Genomic DNA, 18,370 nt, shown 5'->3' on the forward strand with positions numbered 1-18,370 from the left:
ATAGGGACTATTTAGCTTGTGCTTCTTGGTATGAGCTAATTACTAAGTCGTACTGTTCAACACCTTTCTTCATGCGCCACAAACGCGCTAATGTATGATTAAGCTCCGGAATAAACCAAGCATGCTGGGCATAAAATTTATCTTTAGGGTAAACTCTTGCTACTTTGATAGTGTTAAATCTACCTAAGCCTGTGCTAATAAGCTCTTGGCCAATCACTTCAAATTCATAGACTTTTAATTTGCCAGAGTTGGTGATAACTGAGTATTCAAATTTTGTTTTACCGTCGATCAAGTCAGCTTGGATTTGCATATGCAAACTCATTTCATCTAACCAACCATCTTCCCATTTATCAGGCGATTGTTCATCTTTAGGCTTTATGATCAAAGAGCGATCTAGGTTAAACATGATATCGAGTTCTTTATCCCTACCAGTTCCTGAGCGTCTATAAAGATAAAATGACGGGGTTATCTTGCCTTCGGTATATGCAAAACGGCTGACTTCTTTTCTTTTATCTGAAAATATCAGCCATTCAATATCGCTGTCTAAGGATAACGAAAATTTATTATCACCTAATGCTTTTAAACTTCTTTTGCCTGAACCTAATTTGTCACCTTGGCGGTACATATCGTAAACCGCATCAAAAGGTTTAATAACAAAATTCTGTTCATCGGCTTCCGCTATTGAACAAGTCAATAAAAGCGTTGTAGTTAATATAAAAGCACTAAGACGATTAATCATCGTTGGCATATCCTTGTTCAGGTAGCAAAACATTATCAAGTGATGCAGAGAACGTATTCGATTTTTGCGTCATGGTCAATCTATCTTCGCACATCCATTTTACCACCATAGGGTAAATTTGATGTTCTTGATAGTGAACACGTTGCGATAATGAGTCAATATCATCATCTTCAAATACTGGCACTTTAGCTTGTAAAATAACTGGGCCACCATCTAACTCTTCAGTGACAAAGTGAACGCTACAACCGTGTTCTTGATCTTTTGCGTCAATAGCACGTTGATGCGTATCTAAACCTTGGTACTTAGGTAGCAAAGACGGATGAACATTAATTAACTTACCAGCGTAATGGGAAACGAAAGTAGCAGTTAAAATACGCATAAAACCAGCAAGAACAACAACCTTCGGTTGGTACTTGTCGATAATATCGATTAGTGATTTATCGTAATTTTCACGAGAGTCAAAATCTTTATGGCTTAGTACATGAGTTGCAATATTTGCATTCTCAGCACGCTCAAGACCATAAACTCCCGCTTTGTTAGAAATAACAGCACAGACTTGACCATCTATTTTATTATTCTTGCAGGCGTCAATAATGGCTTGTAGATTGGTGCCGCTACCTGAGATTAAAACAACGATAGCTGCTTTAGAGTCAGAAGACGCGTTAGCGCCTTCTTTATCAGCAGAGGAAGTATTAACAACTTGAGTCACTGATTAAACTCCAGAGATTTCGACTTGCTCTTCACCATCAGCCGCTTTTTGGATTTCACCAATGTGCCAAGCATTTTCACCAGCGTCTTTAAGAATTTGAATGCTTGATTCTAAATCAGCACTATCAACCACAATAACCATACCTACACCACAGTTAAATGTACGGTACATTTCGTGGGTTTTAATGTTGCCGTTTTCTTGTAACCAGTTGAATACAGCAGGCCACTGCCAAGAGTCACCATTACAAACTGCTTTAGTATTGGCCGGTAATACACGAGGGATATTTTCCCAGAAACCACCACCAGTGATATGAGACAGAGCATGTACGTCAACAGTTTTAAGCAGTTCTAATACTGGTTTAACGTATATTTTAGTTGGTTCCATTAACTGATCAGCTAATACTTTACCTTCATATTCAGCAGATAAGTCAGCGCCTGAAACTTCAATAACTTTACGAATAAGTGAAAAACCATTTGAGTGAGGACCTGATGAGCCTAAAGCGATTAATTGATCACCTGATTTAACTTTAGTGCCGTCGATGACTTTAGCTTTCTCTACTACACCAACACAGAACCCAGCTAAGTCGTAATCATCACCTTCATACATGCCCGGCATTTCAGCAGTTTCACCGCCAATTAAAGCACAGTTTGACATTACACAACCGTCGGCAATACCACTAACAACAGCAGTTGCTACATCAACATTTAATTTACCTGTTGCGTAATAGTCTAAGAAGAATAGAGGCTCAGCACCTTGAACAATTAAGTCATTTACACACATGGCAACTAAGTCTATGCCAACAGTGTCATGCTTTTTCAAATCAATAGCTAAACGTAATTTAGTACCAACACCGTCATTACCGGCTACCAATAATGGCTCGTCGTAACCTTTAGGGATTTGACACAATCCACCAAAGCCGCCAAGTCCGCCCATTACTTCTGGACGAGTGGTGCGTTTTACTGCACCTTTAATTTTTTCGACTAACAGGTTTCCTGCGTCAATGTCTACACCAGCGTCTTTGTAGCTTAAAGATTGATTATCGCTCAACGTTATTTCCTCAAATGTGGGGGTGATACCTAAATTTTACCTGTGTTTGTTTGGCAAATTAGATACATAGACTAAACGGGCGGCATTTTATAACAATTTGGATCAATTAACCATTATCCACATTGTCTTTTTTAATTTAATAAACCAATGTCTTGCATAGCTTCTTTTAGCTCTTCTTTTCGACCTTCATCAGGCCAGCCAACCAATTGGTTGAATAATTTACCGTCTTTATAAAAGTACATAGTTGGAGTTGCCCAGCTTTGTATGTCCGGCCAGTCTGACTTTTTATGGCTAAGTTGCATATTTACATCGCTATATTTTTTCTGTACGGCAGTCCACTCAGATATGAAAATACTACTGGCTGGTGGGGACATGAATAGTGTATTTGGTATAAGTGCGTTTTTTATTGCTTGATTTTCATCTTTATGTAACCAGCTTAAAAAACGATTTGAAGGGGAGCAGATAGGAGAGGAAATAATGACTATATAATTTTTAGTCTTAAGCATTACTTCTCGTTGTATAAGAGAAAATGACTCATCTTTATTGATTAGGTGGAAAGTTGTTTTTTCATTGGTAAATTGGGCCGTTTTTATGTCTTTAGGTAAATATGAAAACTCTATATTAGGATATATCGTCGCGAAATCTTTTGCTTGTTGAAATTGTCTTAATTTAATGTGTGAACGATAAATATTGGTTAATAAGTTTTCAATATGTTCACCTCTTTGATCTTTTTCATGTAATATTATTTTTAGTGAGTTAATTAAATCATTATTAGGTATATAAAAGTTAACTTTTTTAACTGTTGTAAATAGTTTATGTAGCTGTTTACTATTTAGTTTTTTTAAGTTGATAGTTTGAATGTAGCCTTTAAAACAAGAGTCATAAAGAGAAGTTAATTTATCGTATAGCTCTCTTTTAATGAAGTTGTTATTACCGATTTTGTATTGACGATCAATATCCTCTTCTCGGCTTGTAAGCTTTTCTATTTTCTCATAGTAATAACTTAATTCTTTATCAGCACAACTTACTTCAGCATTAACAGTAAAAGTTATTACCGAAATTAAAATGATTAAAATATAATTCATTTTTCATCTATCCATAATTAGAATGCAATAACTTTGACAAGTTATTGCATTTTATAAGTAATTAGTTAGCAGCCTGACATGCAAATCGCTCCATCCTCTTCACGACATGTTTTCGGAGACGCACAGTAGTACTCTTTATGATCATCGCTGCCGCCTATACTGATAGCAGAGCCTAGACTTTGTTGTTAATAAGAGGGCGTTGATAAAGGCTCTGGAGTTAACATTAACAACATATCTGTTTGGGTTTCAATGCGTGAGTTTTTTAATTTAGGCACAGTGTGTTGTACACCAATTAACGATAAAATAGAATGGATTTGAGTCGGAGTTAACTCGGCTTCTAAGTCAGCATAATAATAGCCACCAATACTTCCTTCATCAGTAAAAACCACACTGTCTACAAAACGTTGTTTGGCTTTATCTGATAATAAATCCAACGGACTTTCTTGCTGTGCTAATAGCTCTAAAGCTAATTTGGATTTTATTGGTGCTAGGGCAAGTGCTAGCTGTTTTTGGTGTTTGAAGTTTATTAATGCATCACTAGATGCAATATCATTCTTAATAGTGTCAGCATTTATTTCTGACGCTACAAAAAAATAGCTAAATAAAATTAACGTTTTGATTTTCATTATATAATCCCTTTTAATCCCTTTTAATCCCTTGATAATTACGCGTTAACTACTATCAAGAAATAAATATTTTATGTCAAGCCTTCGTTTGAAATAGTTTTAATGGTAATTCAGCAGTCATTTATTGGTTATTCGCGATAAATATGGCACGCAGGGGAGCAGGATAACCTTCAATCGTTTTGCTCGGATCGTTTGGATCTAAGAAATCTTCCAATGACTCAGTATCTATCCAGTCAGTTTTGCGTTGCTCGTCAGCTGTCGTTTGATCAATGTTCACTAAACGTACGTTTTTAAAACCGACTTTCTCTAACCATTTAGTTAGCGCTTTAGCACTTGGAATAAACCAAATGTTACGCATTTTTGCGTATCTATCTTGTGGCACTAAAACGGTGTTTTCATCACCTTCAATAATAAGTGTTTCTAATACTAATTCGCCGCCCGGTGCTAATTGTTTTTTCAATTGCTGTAAAAAATCCATTGGCGATTTACGGTGATACAACACGCCCATAGAAAAAACAGTGTCGAAAGTTTTTAGTTCTGGTAAATCATCAATGCCTAAAGGCAGTAAGTTTACATTTGGGTTTTGCATAAAATGCTGCACCGCCCAAAATTGTGCTAAGAATAGTTGTGTTGGGTCAATGCCAACCACAAATTTTGCGCCGGCACCTTGCATACGCCATAAGTGATAACCGCTGCCGCAACCAACATCTAAAACGTATCTATTCGATAAGTCTGAGATATGCGGTAGTAAACGATCCCATTTAAAATCTGAACGCCATTCTGTGTCTACATGAATCCCGTGTAAATGATATGGGCCTTTGCGCCACGGTTTCATTTGCATTAAATGATGCGTGGTTTTTTTCTGTAGCCCTGCACTCATAGTGTCCATGCTGCCAATAGAAACTGAAGTTTGTATATTTATGTCTGTTGGTTCAACTTTCGGCAATAATTCTATGTTCTTTACCCAGTCTTTAAATTCACCGTGCAAAGAGTCGCGATACCAAGAGTTTAACTGATTTGGTAACACATCCAGCCAATGAGCTAGGTTATTATTGGCAATTGCACTGTAAAAATTATTAAAGAAATGGGTCATAGTTGATCTTATTTTTTTTTAAAATTATGTATATGGATTACTTTATCGCGATAAATGAAGCAAAGTTAAAACACTGAAACCAAATAGAATTTTGTTTGAATCCAGCTGCCGCTAGACGCTCTATATGCATTTGTTCTGTGTCTATTTTCATTACGTTTTCAATGGCGCTGCGTTTTTGGCTAATTTCTAATTCACTGTAACCATTGGCGCGTTTAAAGTCTAAATGCAGGTTGTTAATCGCATCGTTAACTTTGCTGTCTTGCCAACGGATCTTCTCAGACACAATTAAAATGCCACCTGGGCGCAAACTGTCGTAAATCTTTTTAACTAATTGAGCGCGGTGTTCAGGTTCAATAAATTGCATTGTGAAATTCATTACCACCACGGATGCGTTTTCTAATGGGTGAGTTTGAATGTCACCCAGTTCAATAGATACGGGAACATCAGACATATACGCTTTTATGTGTAAACGGCAGCGGTCGATCATAGCTTGAGAATTGTCGATACCAATAATTTTACAATTTTCTTTAGTTACTGACTTTCGCATCGACAAAGTAGCTGCGCCTAATGAACAACCTAAGTCGTAAATATTACTGTTAGCTTGATGGAACTGCTCACATAATTTACCGATAGTACTGACGATGGTAGCGTAACCCGGCACGCTGCGCTGGATCATATCTGGGAACACTTCCACAACTGAATTGTCAAAAGTGAAGTCGTCCACTTGGGTATGTGGTTGTGAGTAAATTTCATCACGCATTGTTTACTAGTGTCCCAATATTTAGAGGTAGCGGAGCTATAGAGATGGCATTTTATAACAACTGTATGTGTATCGACTAGCATTTTTAATAATGGATGATAATTAGCGATGATCCCTTTTAAAATTCAATTCAGTTTGTACTAGAAAAACTTGATTATAGAGAGGTCGCCAAACGTAGTAGTAATGTGTCTGCCTGACTGCCGCCAACTTCGTAATAATACTAGCCACTGTTTATTTGATGATGTCCATGATAAACCAGCACCATAAGCCTTTGATGTTTCCTTTCCCGAGATCTTTAGCTTTGTATGACCACTGGTGTTTTCGATATGACCCACTCCCATTTTTATCTCAGCAAAAGCATGTAGGTTATGAGCTAGATTAACGGATAAAAACGGGCCGATATCTACGCTGAAAGAGTTAGATGTTAGCGAGTTTATATTGGGAATTGTTTGTTGAATGAAATCTGGAGTAAACAGTATAGAGTTTTCATTTTCTAATATTAGACGCTTTATGCTCCAACCTGCGGCGACACTTAATGCCCAATCAAATTTGCTACTTAGTTGTGGACGGTTTAAGAAAAAATGATTAAATAACGAATTTTTATCGTCCCATGTATATAAGTGATGTTGGCCTAACAGTTCAAATTTTGTTGAGGATGAATTCTCTAAAAATCGAAGGCTTGTTTCATTAGTGTGGTGATTGATATAGCTCGATTCTAAACCTTCAAGTTTTTGTAGGTTTAGTGTTACTTTTGAGTCATTAAGTTTGCGATAAGATAGAAGAATGTTTTGGGTTTTGGTTTCAGTGTGATTGTTTACCGCGTCAATCGAGTAACCAATTTCAATGCCGTTAACGTCAAAAAACAAACCTATCTGTTCATTATTGGTTGGCTGTAGTATAAACGTACTGTTTTCGGTAGGTGTTAGCTGATTTTGGTAGGTAAGAGTGTGCGTTGTGTCTGGTTTGGAGAGTGTTGTTCGCAAGGAACGTATGTCTAAATCATAACAAAAAATAACTGGGGAGAACGAAGATAGCAAGGATAACACACCGGTTATAATGAATTTCTTGTTTATCGCCACTTTATCACCGCCCTAAAAAAATTAAAGATTGATTTGTTATTACAGTTGACATCAATTCTAAATATTGATGTTTTTTTAATGTAAAACCACATAAAAAAATAGATCTTACTTAGTCTTCATTGGTTAAATAACTCAGTCACTCACACTGATTCGTTGCTTCTAGAGCATGTTGAACTTTGCGGTATGAATTTTGTTCAAACTAGAATCGTTCGGATCTAGGCGATGGATAGCAGGCATAGTTATTTTACGTCAAAATCCATTAACAAAGAGCTGCAAAATCATGCTGCAAAGTTCAACACGCTCTAATATGACCCTGAAAGTACAGTTTTTATTTTATAAAAAATAATTTATTTACTCATTTTTATATAGAAGCGGTGACTTTAATGAGCAAATCTTTATAATAACCGCCAATTTATAGTGTGCCGATCATTAGGTATTGGCATCATTTGTACAGATTAATAACAGCATAGGTAGATAAATGCGTTCTCATTATTGTGGTCAGCTTAATAAAAGCTTAGAAGGTCAAGAAGTTACTTTGTGTGGTTGGGTTAATAAACGCCGTGATTTAGGTGGTTTAATCTTTATAGATTTACGTGACCGTGAAGGTATTGTTCAAGCCGTTATCGACCCAGATGAAAAAGCAATTTTTGAACCTGCAAATAAACTACGCAATGAGTTCTGTATTAAATTAACCGGTATTGTCCGTGCTCGTCCAGGTAGCCAAGCTAATAAAGATATGGCAACTGGTGAAATTGAATTGTACGTAAAAGATTTAGAAATTTTAAATGCGTCAGCGCCTGTGCCTTTAGACTTCAATCAAGATAACTCTGAAGAGCAACGTTTAAAATACCGTTACTTAGACTTACGTCGTCCTGTGATGAACGAGCGTTTACAGTTCCGTTCAAAAGTAACAAGTGCCGTTCGTCGTTATATGGACAGCCACGGATTTTTGGATATTGAAACGCCAATACTAACGAAAGCAACGCCAGAAGGCGCACGTGACTATTTAGTGCCAAGTCGTACTCACAAAGGTCAATTCTTTGCGTTACCTCAGTCTCCTCAGTTATTTAAACAGTTGTTAATGGTTGCTGGTTTTGATCGTTATTACCAAATAGTTAAATGTTTCCGTGATGAAGATTTACGTGCTGACCGTCAGCCTGAATTCACTCAAATAGATATTGAGACTACCTTTATGTCTGGCAAAGAAGTTATGGGCATGACAGAAGGTATGGTTAAGTCGGTATTTAAAGAATTGCTAGATGTTGATTTGGGTGACTTCCCAAGTATGACTTATTTAGAAGCGATGACTCGTTTTGGCTCTGACAAACCTGATTTACGTAACCCGTTAGAATTAACAGACGTTGCTGACTTATTAAAAGACGTAGATTTTAAAGTATTCAGTGGTCCGGCTAACGATGAAAAAGGTCGTGTTGCGGTAATTAAAGTGCCAACGGGTGCTTCTTTATCTCGTAAACAAATTGACGACTACGCAGCGTACGCTGGTAAATTTGGTGCTAAAGGTTTAGCTTGGATTAAAGTTAATCAAGCGGACAATGGTCTTGAAGGTTTACAGTCTCCAATTCTTAAGTTCTTGTCAGAAGATGTTGCTAAAGCAATTGTTGAAAGAACGGGCGCACAAGATGGCGATATTTTATTGTTTGGTTCTGATACGTATAATGTTGTAACTGACTCGTTAGGTGCATTACGTATTAAATTGGGTGAAGACTTCGGTTTAGTTGCTGATAAATGGGCTCCATTGTGGGTTGTTGATTTCCCAATGTTTGAAGAATTAGAAGGAGGGGCATTAACACCACTTCATCATCCGTTTACTGCACCAAGTAATATGACACCAGAAGAGCTAGCCGCTAATCCTGCAACGGCATTATCTGATGCTTATGACATGGTATTAAACGGTTGTGAACTTGGTGGTGGTTCGGTTCGTATCCACAAACAAGATATGCAAGCGCAAGTATTTAAAATCTTAGGTATTAGCGATGAAGAAGCAGAAGAAAAATTTGGTTTCTTATTAGAAGCATTACAATATGGTGCTCCACCGCATGCTGGTTTAGCGTTTGGTTTAGACCGTATGCTTATGTTAATGGTTGGCGCAGAGTCAATTCGTGATGTTATGGCATTCCCTAAAACATCAACAGCGGCTTGTCCGTTAACATCGGCTCCTGGTTTTGCTAATCCTGCAGCATTAGCTGATCTTGGCATTGATGTAGTTAAAAAATCAGACTAGAAGTTACAAGTTAGAAGTCGTAAGCTGTAAGAACTTTCTTATAGCTTATAGCTTATAGCTTACAACTAATAACTTGTTTATATGACAATAATTTTAGGCATAGATCCCGGCTCTCGCATTACCGGATATGGCATCATTAAACAGCAAGGCTCTAAGTTTCATTACATAGGTAGTGGTTGTATTAGAACGCCTAATGGAGACTTGTCGATAAAATTAGATACTATTTTTGCTGGCGTATCTGAAATTATTAAACAATACACGCCAGATACCTTCGCTATCGAACAAGTGTTTATGGCGCATAATCCAGACTCAGCATTAAAGCTAGGCCAAGCTCGCGGCAGTGCAATTGTTGCCGCTACTCAAGGCTTGCTTCCAGTATTTGAATACTCAGCCAGACAAATAAAACAAGCAGTTGTAGGCAGTGGAGCGGCAGATAAAAGCCAAGTTCAGCATATGGTACAACAGATTTTAAAGCTGGATGGCAAACCACAAGCAGATGCTGCCGATGCATTAGCTGTGGCTATTTGTCATGGCAATACTAATCAAAGTTTGATCAGTATGGCAGGTGTGGCACGTAAAACAGTAAGAGGACGTTTACGTAAATAGTTTTAGTTTGAGTAAGAAATGATCCTAGGATTTATTTATAACTATCAAGAAAGTCAGTCATGAAATCTCTAGCTTGATCAAGATCATCAAATAAAACGTCTTTTAATGGAATGGTTACTCCCATATCACGTCTTAACTTTTCAATTTGAGCAATAGCAATAGGGCTACTCAATACATAAGCTGATTTTACACATCCATTTTTTTGAAATGCTTTGGCTGCTTTAACTAATAATGCATAACCATCAGGAGTTAACGCTTGGGCTTTTATCGAAGAGCTAATATAACCCCAAGGTTGCGGAGTGATGTCTTTAATGAGTTTTTCAGCGGTCTTAATTAAATATTCAACAAGAGATATGGAAACCGCACCTTTTAATTTGGTTGTCATTATATTGTTATCAAAACTGATTTTGATACTGCCGAACTGATTTTTGTATGAAAATTCTTGCATAAATTCCTGACTATTCATCAATGATGATTTATACGCTTTACATATTTATAGTCTACTCATAAACCAATAAGGATCAAATATGTTCCTCTTTATTTTGATATTAATACGATTAATCTTCACTAGTGTTAAGTTTTGACTTTAAACTCAGTTGATAGCTGTGTATATTTACAGTAATTGTAATTAGACCATAGAACAAAATCATGATTGGAAGATTAACTGGCGAAGTTGCCGAGAAACAGGCGCCTGATGTATTAATAGATGTGAATGGCGTTGGCTATGAAGTTCAAATGCCCCTTACTAGCTTTTATGAATTACCTGATAAAGGTGGACAAGCAACTATATACACGCATTTTGTTGTGCGTGAAGATGCACAATTATTATATGGTTTTGCATCAAAGCAGGAACGTAGCTTATTTCGGTTATTAATTAAAGCTAATGGTGTTGGACCTAAGTTAGCTTTGACTATATTGTCAGGCTTAACGGCGGAACAATTTGTAACCTGTGTTGAGCACGATGATGTCACTACGTTAGTGAAATTACCGGGGGTTGGTAAAAAAACCGCAGAACGTTTGTTAATTGAAATGCGAGATCGGATTAAAGCGTTAGATGTTTCCCCTGAATTTATGCCTAAAATGTCGATAGAATCACCATTGTTGAAAACAAGTCATTCAGAATTTGAAGATGCGGTTTCTGCATTAAGCTCATTAGGGTATAGTTCCCAGCAAGCTAACAAAGCGGTAAAATCTGTTTATGTTGAAGGTGAAGACAGTGAAACGTTGATCCGTAAAGCGCTGAAGAATATGTTGTGATCCATTTTATTGAGGTAAAGGTTTTTAATGATTGATGCAGATAGGTTAGTAAGTGCCGAAGAAGTCCAGGACGATGAGGTTATAGACCGAGCTATTCGTCCTAAATTATTAGAGGACTATCAAGGCCAACCTCACGTTAAAGATCAAATGTCTATATTTATAGAAGCCGCCACAAAACGTGGCGAAGCGCTTGATCATCTTCTTATTTTTGGTCCTCCAGGTTTAGGTAAGACTACATTAGCAAACATTGTCGCCAATGAACTGGGTGTAAGTATTAAAGCAACATCAGGTCCTGTATTAGAAAAAGCCGGTGACTTAGCCGCTTTATTAACAAACCTAGATGAAAATGATGTGTTGTTTATTGATGAAATCCATCGACTAAGTCCTGTTGTAGAAGAGATTTTGTATCCAGCTATGGAAGATTATCAACTCGACATCATGATAGGCGAAGGACCTGCGGCTCGTTCCATTAAACTAGAGCTACCTCCTTTTACTCTTATAGGCGCTACCACAAGAGCTGGCGCATTAACCTCACCATTACGAGATCGGTTTGGCATTGTCCAGCGTCTTGAGTTTTATAAGGTGGAAGACCTAGCCAATATCATTATGCGTTCAGCAACCGTCCTAAATATGGATATGTGTGAAAGTTCAGCATTAGAAATTGCAATGCGCGCCAGGGGAACTCCTCGTATTGCAAACCGTCTACTAAGGCGAGTAAGAGACTTTGCGGATGTGAAAAATGATGGGGTTGTGTCAGTTGATGTTGCCAAAAATGCTCTTGAAATGGTAAATGTTGATAGCCAAGGTTTTGATTATATGGATAAAAAGCTACTGCAAACTATGATTGAAAAGTTTGATGGTGGTCCTGTAGGCCTCGACAATATAGCCGCAGCTATTGGTGAGGAACGGGATACAATTGAAGATGTCATTGAACCATATTTAATCCAACAGGGATATTTGCAGCGCACACCAAGAGGAAGGATTGCGTCTCCTAGAGCATATACTCATTTAGGTTATGATCTACCTGACAGGCAAAAATAATTTTAGGTATTACGGAACATAGAGTGAATTTCCCCGTTAATTATCTATATTATTGATATAATGAAAAAATAATAAAAGGCAAAAAAAAACCCATTCAAAAGAATGGGTAAAAAAGGAATATATCAAGGAACATGAATAGGAGAAGTAGTTAATCAATTACATAAATTAGTTACTTCAATTCTGAACGGCTAGGCCTTTCAGAAGATGCGAGCATTATAGTGACTAGAGTAATTACTTCAAACTAGAATAATTGTTTTTTCAGATAAGAAAAACTAATGGGGTGTTTTGTTTTTCAACCGTTTTTTTGATTTATATGCATGGTGAGATGGCTTGTAAGTCAATATTCAAGGTTACCTTAGCTTTTAGGTTAATTATTATGCGCGTTAGTAATACTAATTAACTGTTGTTTTTTTTGTGCTTGTTGAAGTGACTATTTTGAATGGTTATTCAATAAATTAACTTATTTCTGAGTAAGTATTCAGTAAATGTTACTAAGTAGGAGTTATATTGAGCTTTAAATTTTCCATAAGAGTGTATTATGAAGATACTGACGCGGGCGGTATTGTGTATCATGCTAACTACTTAAATTTCTGTGAAAGGGCTCGTACAGAATATTTAAGGCATTTAGGTATTGAACAAGACGGATATCTTAAGCAGAATATAGCCTTTGTTGTTAAGTCGATGGAAATTGACTTTTGTTCCGCTGCAAGATTTAATGACATGATAACTGTAGAGACAAGCATAGTTGGTATAAAACGTGTTAGTGTTGAGTTTTTACAGAAAATAATTAATAAAAATGAGCAACTTGTGTTTACCGCAAAAGTACAAGTTGCATGTATTAATTCTTCGGAAATGAGGCCTGTGGCCATACCGAAAGATATTTTAGAGGTTTTACAAAGTGCAAGCTGATATAAGTTTTTTTGGATTATTTTGGGAAGCTAGTTTTATTGTAAAACTAGTTATGTTGACCTTGTTAGGTTTGTCTATTGCATCTTGGGCAATTATTTTTCAACGCAGGAGCATCTTGGCAAAAGCAGAGAAGGAATCAAAAGCTTTTGAAGAACGTTTTTGGTCTGGCGTTGATTTAGGTCATCTATATACAGAAATAACCGCTAAGCTAAGCACTGAAGGATTAGAAGCTCTATTTAAAGATGGCTTTAAAGAATTCGCTAGATTAAAGAAAAACAGTGTTGGTGGTGTTCAGGTTTATATGGAAGGTACACACAGAGCAATGCGTGTTCGTTTATCTAAAGAGACTGAAGAATTAGAAAGTAATTTAAGTTTTTTAGCGACAGTTGGCTCAATTAGTCCATATATTGGTCTGTTTGGTACTGTTTGGGGGATCATGAACGCTTTCCTTGCTCTTGGTCAAGTTCAACAAGCTACTTTAAGTATGGTTGCACCAGGTATTGCAGAAGCTCTGATCGCAACAGCAATGGGATTATTTGCAGCCATTCCATCAGTATTAGCTTACAATAGCTTTGCCCGTCGAGTTGAAATGCTTGAAACAAGTTATATTAACTTTATTGAAGAGTTTTCAAATCTGTTACATAGAGAAGTTACCGCAAGTACTCCGGTATAAGATATATGATGCAAATTAATCGAGTTAAACGAAAACCAGTGGCAGAAATAAACGTTGTGCCATATATAGATGTCATGTTGGTGCTTTTGATCATATTTATGGTTACCGCACCTTTGGTTACTCAAGGCGTTAAGGTTGACTTACCACAAGCAAATGCCGAACCTTTAGATCAAGACTCTAAACCTCCAATTATTGCTTCTATTAATGAAAAAGGTGAATACTTCCTTGCTACAGGAAGTGGTAATGGTGAGCCTATGTCAGTGACAGACTTAGCTGTTGTTGTTGCTGCTCGTCTACAAGTTGACCCTGATACACCTGTGATTGTTAAAGCTGATCGTTCAATTGAATATAACTATGTGGTTGAATTGATGACATTGTTACAACAAGCAGGCGCACCATCTGTAGGATTAATGACGGAGCCAAAGCAGTAATGGAAAAAGATGGCGGTTTTATTCATATAATTAAATCATTTGGTGTTCACATCTTTTTTGCAGTTTTGTTTGTATTAAGTTTCAATTTTACAACACCAGAAAAAGAGAAACTACAGCCAGAAATTACTGCGATAGATGCTGTTGTTATTGATCAAAAATCTTTAGATAAGCAAATAGAAAAAATAAAGCAGAAAAAGGCAGCTTCTAAAGCTGCTGAAGAAAAAAGAGTGAAAGATCTAGAGGATAGAGCTAAAAAAGCGAAAAATAACTTAAAATCTTTAGAATCTCAAAAATCAGAAAGTGAAACGGCTGCTGCAGATGCAAAGAAAAAAGCTGAGCTAGAAAAAGAAAAAGCGCTAGCTGAAAAGAAAAAAGCGGATGATGCTAAAAAAGAACGTATTAAACGTGAGGAAGAAGCAGCTAAAGCTAAAAAAGATGCTTTAGAGGCTAAAAAGAAGAAAGAAGCCGAAGAAAAAGCAGCAGAAGAGGCTAAAAAGAAAAAAGAAGCCGAAGAAAAAGCAGCAGAAGAGGCTAAAAAGAAAAAAGAAGCTCAAGAAAAAGCAGCAGAAGAAGCTAAAAAGAAAAAAGAAGCGGAACAAGCTGCGTTGAAAATAGCTGAAGAGAAACGCATCAAAAAAGAACAAGAAGCTAAGGAGCAAAAAGAGCGTGAGCTTAAAGCAGCTCAAGAGCAAGCCATCAGAGAAAAAATAATGCAGGAGCAATTAGCTCAAGAACAAACTGCACGTAATAGAGTACGTCAAAAATATGTGTTGACCGAAAAAGAAAAATACACAGCTTTGATTATGGGGCGTATACAACAATACTTAATTGTTGATGATTCTATGAAAGGGCAGTCGTGTAGTTTAAATATAAAACTTGCATTTAGCGGTTTAGTTACTAGTGTGACGATAATTTCAGGCGATAATAAAGTTTGTAAAGCAGCAGAACGTGCTGTTTTGAAAGCGGAAACTTTACCTGTATCGAAAGAGTCAGACGTATATGAAGAATTAAAAGACATTAGTCTTAAAGTGGAGCCAAAGTTTTAATATGAATCGTATCGGGTTAATGTTTTTATCAATTATTTGTTTAATGTGGTCACAACCATCATTTGCAAAATTAGAAATCGTGATCACCGAAGGTGTGAATACGGCTCGCCCAATAGCGATTGTGCCTTTTAAATATAATGGAACAGCGAAATTACCATTTAATTTTTCAGACATTATTGCTGCGGATTTAATGCGAAGTGGAAAGTTTAGCCCAATAAAATTGGAAGACATGCCGCAGCAACCGCAAACAGATAAAGATGTTGAGTATTCATCTTGGGTCTCTACTGGTGTTGAGGCAATACTTGTTGGAACTATAGAAGATAAAGAAGTTGGTAAATTTACCGTAAGTTTTGAATTAATTGATGTTTTGCGAGGTCAAATTACCGGTGGTACAGTACAAACGTTAAAAAATGGTCGCTTAGTTGAAACCAAAGATCACGTTATGTTTGAACGAAAAGCAATCATTGCAACGTCTCAATTTAGATATTATAGTCATAGAATTAGCGATATTGTTTATGAACAATTAACAGGTGAACGTGGTGCCTTTTTAACAAAAGTAGCCTATATAACCATTGAATATGAAGATGTTTACCCATATAAGTTAGTTGTTGCAGATTATGATGGCGCGAATGAAATAGAATTAGTAAAATCGCCAGAGCCTTTAATGTCTCCATCATGGTCTTCTGACGGTAAAAAGTTGGCGTACGTTACTTTTGAAAATAATCGTTCGCAGGTTTATATACAGGATATTTATACCGGAAAAAGAGAGCTAATCACATCTTATAAAGGAATTAACGGAGCACCTCAATGGAGTCCGGATGGTAAAAAATTAGCACTTGTTCTATCAAAGGATGGTAATCCAGAGCTTTATTTATTAGAACTAAGTAATAAAAAATTAACTAGATTAACTCGTAACAGAGCTATAGATACGGAACCAAGTTGGGCTCCAAATGGAGAATCTATTGTATTCAGTTCAGATCGGGGTGGTAAAGCGCAACTTTATAGCGTAAATTTAACAACTAAGCGAGCAAAACGCTTAACTTATGATGGTGATATGAACCTTGGTGGTTCAATCACGCCAGATGGTAAACATCTAGTTATGGTGAATAGAACTCGTGGTAAATACCATATTGCTAAGAAAGAATTAGAGTCAGGAAACTTCCAAGTACTGACAACAACTAGGCTTGATGAAAGTCCTAGTGTGGCACCAAACGGGTCAATGATTATATACAGTACTATGCACGGCAGTGGACAAGTACTGGCATTGGTCTCAATTGATGGTCGCTTTAAAGCAAGATTACCGGCTTCAAAAGGGCAAGTTAAATCGCCTGCTTGGTCGCCATTTTTAAATTAACATTGTCTCTAAAAGGTTATATACAATGAAAGTAAATGCAATCACTAAAGGTTTATTAATCGCTATCCCAGCTCTAGTACTAACAGCGTGTGGCGCAACATCTGATTCAACGGAAGGTGAATCAAAAACAACTAATACTGAAGTACAACAAGCTGAAACTGAAGGTTTAGATGCAGTAACTGATACAGTTGAAGTACAAGAAGCTGAAACTTTAGAAGTTGCTAAAACTGCTGAAGAAATGATGCAAGAAAAGTATGACGCATTACGTCAACAACAAACTATTTACTTTGATTATGATAAATCAACAGTTAATGGTGAGTTTGTTGAGTTATTAGAAGCTCATGCTGATTATTTAATTAAAAATCCAGCTGGTAAAGTAATGATTGAAGGTCATTCTGACGAACGTGGTACTCCAGAGTACAACATTGCGTTAGGTGAGCGTAGAGCTAAAGCTGTTGTACAATACCTACAAAATTTAGGTGTTTCTGCAGATCAGATGACAACCGTTTCTTACGGTGAAGAAAAACCTGTTGACTTGTCTCGTACAGAAGAAGGTTTCTCTAAGAATCGTCGTGCTGTTTTAGTATATTAATAGGTTAAAACTACACAATATGAAATTCTATTTAATTTCTTTACTTGTAGTGAGCGGTGCAGCATATTCTGCTGCACCAATCAATGATGCTTCTTCATCTGCAGCTATAGCTGAGCAATTAAACCAATTAAAACGTTTAATGCAAGCTCGTGGTGCTGCTCAAGTTAATTTGCAACAACAATTAGTTGAAGTGCAAGATGAACTTAGTGAGTTAAAAGGTGAGTCAGAAAATCAAGCTCATAAATTAGATCAAATTGTTGAAAGACAAAGAGATTTATATATTGAGATTGAACGTCGCTTAACCAATATACAAGCCCCAAAACAAACTCCAGTAGCCAATACAACTACAACGCCTACAGAAAGCTCTTACAGCGCGTCATTAAGTGAAAGTGAAGCTTATGATCAAGCAGTAAACTTAATCCTGAAAGACCGTCGTTATGATGAAGCTATTCCAGAGTTTAAAAACTTTATAAAAAGTTTTCCAAAATCTGTCTATATTGCTAATGCGCATTATTGGTTAGGACAATTACTGTTCAATAAATCTTTATTTGCTGATGCTAAGACACATTTTGATCAAGTTATTCGCAATCACCCTAAATCTACAAAACGTAGTGATTCTATGCTTAAACAGGCAACTGTTATGCAAAAATTAGGTGACAAAAATGCAGCTAAAACACTTTTTGAACAAGTTATAAGTGAATATCCTGATTCAACATCAGCCTCGTTAGCCAAATCTAGATTAGCTAGTTTATAAAATAGATAATTGTGTTTTTTGAGCAGTTTGTTTAAAAATCATGCTAAAACCTCGATAATTAAAATATTTACTAAAATAGCTTGCACAGAAAATTTAAATAAGTATTATATGCGCCCGCAGCAACGGGAAGATTCATCTTCTAATTGTTGTGTATAGAGTGGGTCATTAGCTCAGTTGGTAGAGCAGTTGACTTTTAATCAATTGGTCGATGGTTCGAATCCATCATGACCCACCACTCTTTGTCCTGATATGGGTCATTAGCTCAGTTGGTAGAGCAGTTGACTTTTAATCAATTGGTCGATGGTTCGAATCCATCATGACCCACCA

The 18,370-nt window shown here is 36.7% G+C and carries 20 protein-coding genes and 2 tRNA genes; 13 read left to right on the plus strand and 9 right to left on the minus strand.

Annotated features, from left to right (window positions below; translation table 11 throughout):
* Window positions 1-7: 7 nt before the first annotated feature.
* The 8 genes from Q0940_RS14775 to Q0940_RS14810 all read right to left on the minus strand — a co-directional run bounded on the left by Q0940_RS14775 (window position 8) and on the right by Q0940_RS14810 (window position 7,138).
* Window positions 8-739, minus strand: coding sequence for a DUF3108 domain-containing protein (locus Q0940_RS14775; RefSeq protein WP_299270139.1), 732 nt, complete (start codon window positions 737-739; stop codon window positions 8-10).
* Window positions 732-1,376 carry a phosphoribosylglycinamide formyltransferase gene (purN, locus tag Q0940_RS14780; protein WP_299270197.1) on the minus strand — a complete coding sequence of 215 codons (645 nt, stop codon included), beginning with the start codon at window positions 1,374-1,376 and terminating at the stop codon, window positions 732-734. Before purN ends, Q0940_RS14775 begins: the two co-directional genes overlap by 8 nt.
* 75 nt (window positions 1,377-1,451) lie before the next feature.
* Complete coding sequence (gene purM, locus Q0940_RS14785) at window positions 1,452-2,495, minus strand: phosphoribosylformylglycinamidine cyclo-ligase (protein ID WP_299270141.1); 1,044 nt, start codon at window positions 2,493-2,495, stop codon at window positions 1,452-1,454.
* Between the two features lie 131 nt (window positions 2,496-2,626).
* Complete coding sequence (locus Q0940_RS14790) at window positions 2,627-3,580, minus strand: hypothetical protein (protein WP_299270144.1); 954 nt, start codon at window positions 3,578-3,580, stop codon at window positions 2,627-2,629.
* A gap of 185 nt (window positions 3,581-3,765) precedes the next feature.
* Window positions 3,766-4,206, minus strand: coding sequence for a hypothetical protein (locus Q0940_RS14795; RefSeq protein WP_299270146.1), 441 nt, complete (start codon window positions 4,204-4,206; stop codon window positions 3,766-3,768).
* A 121-nt stretch (window positions 4,207-4,327) separates the two neighbouring features.
* Window positions 4,328-5,299 (minus strand): tRNA 5-methoxyuridine(34)/uridine 5-oxyacetic acid(34) synthase CmoB, encoded by a 972-nt coding sequence (gene cmoB, locus Q0940_RS14800; RefSeq protein ID WP_299270149.1) that lies wholly within the window; start codon window positions 5,297-5,299, stop codon window positions 4,328-4,330.
* Between the two features lie 37 nt (window positions 5,300-5,336).
* Window positions 5,337-6,059: a carboxy-S-adenosyl-L-methionine synthase CmoA gene (cmoA, locus tag Q0940_RS14805; protein ID WP_299270152.1), complete on the minus strand. Its 723-nt coding sequence runs from the start codon at window positions 6,057-6,059 to the stop codon at window positions 5,337-5,339.
* A 140-nt stretch (window positions 6,060-6,199) separates the two neighbouring features.
* Window positions 6,200-7,138, minus strand: a complete 939-nt coding sequence (locus Q0940_RS14810; RefSeq protein WP_299270155.1) for a hypothetical protein — start codon at window positions 7,136-7,138, stop codon at window positions 6,200-6,202.
* Between the two features lie 478 nt (window positions 7,139-7,616).
* Between Q0940_RS14810 and aspS the strand changes: the two genes are divergently transcribed.
* Together aspS and ruvC are read left to right on the plus strand one after the other, a co-directional pair.
* A complete protein-coding gene (gene aspS, locus Q0940_RS14815) occupies window positions 7,617-9,380 on the plus strand; it encodes an aspartate--tRNA ligase (RefSeq protein WP_299270158.1) in 1,764 nt (587 codons plus the stop codon).
* Window positions 9,381-9,461: 81 nt separating this feature from the next.
* Window positions 9,462-9,986 carry a crossover junction endodeoxyribonuclease RuvC gene (gene ruvC / locus Q0940_RS14820; RefSeq protein WP_299270164.1) on the plus strand — a complete coding sequence of 175 codons (525 nt, stop codon included), beginning with the start codon at window positions 9,462-9,464 and terminating at the stop codon, window positions 9,984-9,986.
* Between the two features lie 31 nt (window positions 9,987-10,017).
* Here the strand turns inward: ruvC and Q0940_RS14825 are convergent, their stop codons facing one another.
* The gene (locus tag Q0940_RS14825; protein ID WP_299270167.1) at window positions 10,018-10,434 is read right to left on the minus strand and encodes a hypothetical protein; all 417 of its coding nucleotides are present in this window, start codon (window positions 10,432-10,434) and stop codon (window positions 10,018-10,020) included.
* A gap of 200 nt (window positions 10,435-10,634) precedes the next feature.
* On the opposite strand from Q0940_RS14825, the gene ruvA reads away from it, so the two are divergent.
* The 11 genes from ruvA (at window position 10,635) to Q0940_RS14880 (ending at window position 18,370) form a co-directional block, all read left to right on the plus strand.
* Window positions 10,635-11,243, plus strand: a complete 609-nt coding sequence (gene ruvA, locus Q0940_RS14830; protein ID WP_299270169.1) for a Holliday junction branch migration protein RuvA — start codon at window positions 10,635-10,637, stop codon at window positions 11,241-11,243.
* A 27-nt stretch (window positions 11,244-11,270) separates the two neighbouring features.
* Window positions 11,271-12,284, plus strand: coding sequence for a Holliday junction branch migration DNA helicase RuvB (ruvB, locus tag Q0940_RS14835; protein ID WP_299270172.1), 1,014 nt, complete (start codon window positions 11,271-11,273; stop codon window positions 12,282-12,284).
* Between the two features lie 507 nt (window positions 12,285-12,791).
* Window positions 12,792-13,193, plus strand: a complete 402-nt coding sequence (gene ybgC, locus Q0940_RS14840; RefSeq protein ID WP_299270174.1) for a tol-pal system-associated acyl-CoA thioesterase — start codon at window positions 12,792-12,794, stop codon at window positions 13,191-13,193.
* Complete coding sequence (tolQ, locus tag Q0940_RS14845; protein ID WP_299270177.1) at window positions 13,183-13,866, plus strand: protein TolQ; 684 nt, start codon at window positions 13,183-13,185, stop codon at window positions 13,864-13,866. The genes ybgC and tolQ overlap by 11 nt, the downstream gene beginning before the upstream one ends.
* Before the next feature lie 5 nt (window positions 13,867-13,871).
* Window positions 13,872-14,297, plus strand: a complete 426-nt coding sequence (tolR, locus tag Q0940_RS14850) for a protein TolR (protein WP_299270180.1) — start codon at window positions 13,872-13,874, stop codon at window positions 14,295-14,297.
* Window positions 14,297-15,343, plus strand: a complete 1,047-nt coding sequence (tolA, locus tag Q0940_RS14855; RefSeq protein ID WP_299270183.1) for a cell envelope integrity protein TolA — start codon at window positions 14,297-14,299, stop codon at window positions 15,341-15,343. Before tolR ends, tolA begins: the two co-directional genes overlap by 1 nt.
* Window positions 15,344-15,362: 19 nt before the next feature.
* Window positions 15,363-16,697 (plus strand): Tol-Pal system beta propeller repeat protein TolB, encoded by a 1,335-nt coding sequence (gene tolB, locus Q0940_RS14860; protein WP_299270200.1) that lies wholly within the window; start codon window positions 15,363-15,365, stop codon window positions 16,695-16,697.
* 25 nt (window positions 16,698-16,722) lie between these two features.
* Window positions 16,723-17,289, plus strand: coding sequence for a peptidoglycan-associated lipoprotein Pal (pal, locus tag Q0940_RS14865; RefSeq protein ID WP_299270186.1), 567 nt, complete (start codon window positions 16,723-16,725; stop codon window positions 17,287-17,289).
* Window positions 17,290-17,308: 19 nt separating this feature from the next.
* Complete coding sequence (gene ybgF, locus Q0940_RS14870) at window positions 17,309-18,043, plus strand: tol-pal system protein YbgF (protein WP_299270188.1); 735 nt, start codon at window positions 17,309-17,311, stop codon at window positions 18,041-18,043.
* 159 nt (window positions 18,044-18,202) lie between these two features.
* Window positions 18,203-18,278: transfer RNA gene (locus tag Q0940_RS14875), tRNA-Lys, on the plus strand.
* 16 nt (window positions 18,279-18,294) lie between these two features.
* Window positions 18,295-18,370: transfer RNA gene (locus Q0940_RS14880), tRNA-Lys, on the plus strand.

Origin of the sequence: uncultured Psychrosphaera sp. (assembly GCF_947500655.1) — a bacterium.
Taxonomy (GTDB): Bacteria; Pseudomonadota; Gammaproteobacteria; order Enterobacterales; family Alteromonadaceae; genus Psychrosphaera.

Excerpts from the sequence above, each read along its gene's own strand:
- Q0940_RS14775 (WP_299270139.1), bottom strand. The coding sequence starts at position 739 with ATGATTAATCGTCTTAGTGCTTTTATATTAACTACAACGCTTTTATTG.
- Q0940_RS14790 (WP_299270144.1), bottom strand. The coding sequence starts at position 3,580 with ATGAATTATATTTTAATCATTTTAATTTCGGTAATAACTTTTACTGTT.
- Q0940_RS14795 (WP_299270146.1), bottom strand. The coding sequence starts at position 4,206 with ATGAAAATCAAAACGTTAATTTTATTTAGCTATTTTTTTGTAGCGTCA.
- cmoB (WP_299270149.1), bottom strand. The coding sequence starts at position 5,299 with ATGACCCATTTCTTTAATAATTTTTACAGTGCAATTGCCAATAATAAC.
- cmoA (WP_299270152.1), bottom strand. The coding sequence starts at position 6,059 with ATGCGTGATGAAATTTACTCACAACCACATACCCAAGTGGACGACTTC.
- aspS (WP_299270158.1), top strand. The coding sequence starts at position 7,617 with ATGCGTTCTCATTATTGTGGTCAGCTTAATAAAAGCTTAGAAGGTCAA.
- ruvC (WP_299270164.1), top strand. The coding sequence starts at position 9,462 with ATGACAATAATTTTAGGCATAGATCCCGGCTCTCGCATTACCGGATAT.
- Q0940_RS14825 (WP_299270167.1), bottom strand. The coding sequence starts at position 10,434 with ATGCAAGAATTTTCATACAAAAATCAGTTCGGCAGTATCAAAATCAGT.
- ruvA (WP_299270169.1), top strand. The coding sequence starts at position 10,635 with ATGATTGGAAGATTAACTGGCGAAGTTGCCGAGAAACAGGCGCCTGAT.
- ruvB (WP_299270172.1), top strand. The coding sequence starts at position 11,271 with ATGATTGATGCAGATAGGTTAGTAAGTGCCGAAGAAGTCCAGGACGAT.
- tolR (WP_299270180.1), top strand. The coding sequence starts at position 13,872 with ATGATGCAAATTAATCGAGTTAAACGAAAACCAGTGGCAGAAATAAAC.
- tolA (WP_299270183.1), top strand. The coding sequence starts at position 14,297 with ATGGAAAAAGATGGCGGTTTTATTCATATAATTAAATCATTTGGTGTT.
- tolB (WP_299270200.1), top strand. The coding sequence starts at position 15,363 with ATGTTTTTATCAATTATTTGTTTAATGTGGTCACAACCATCATTTGCA.
- pal (WP_299270186.1), top strand. The coding sequence starts at position 16,723 with ATGAAAGTAAATGCAATCACTAAAGGTTTATTAATCGCTATCCCAGCT.
- ybgF (WP_299270188.1), top strand. The coding sequence starts at position 17,309 with ATGAAATTCTATTTAATTTCTTTACTTGTAGTGAGCGGTGCAGCATAT.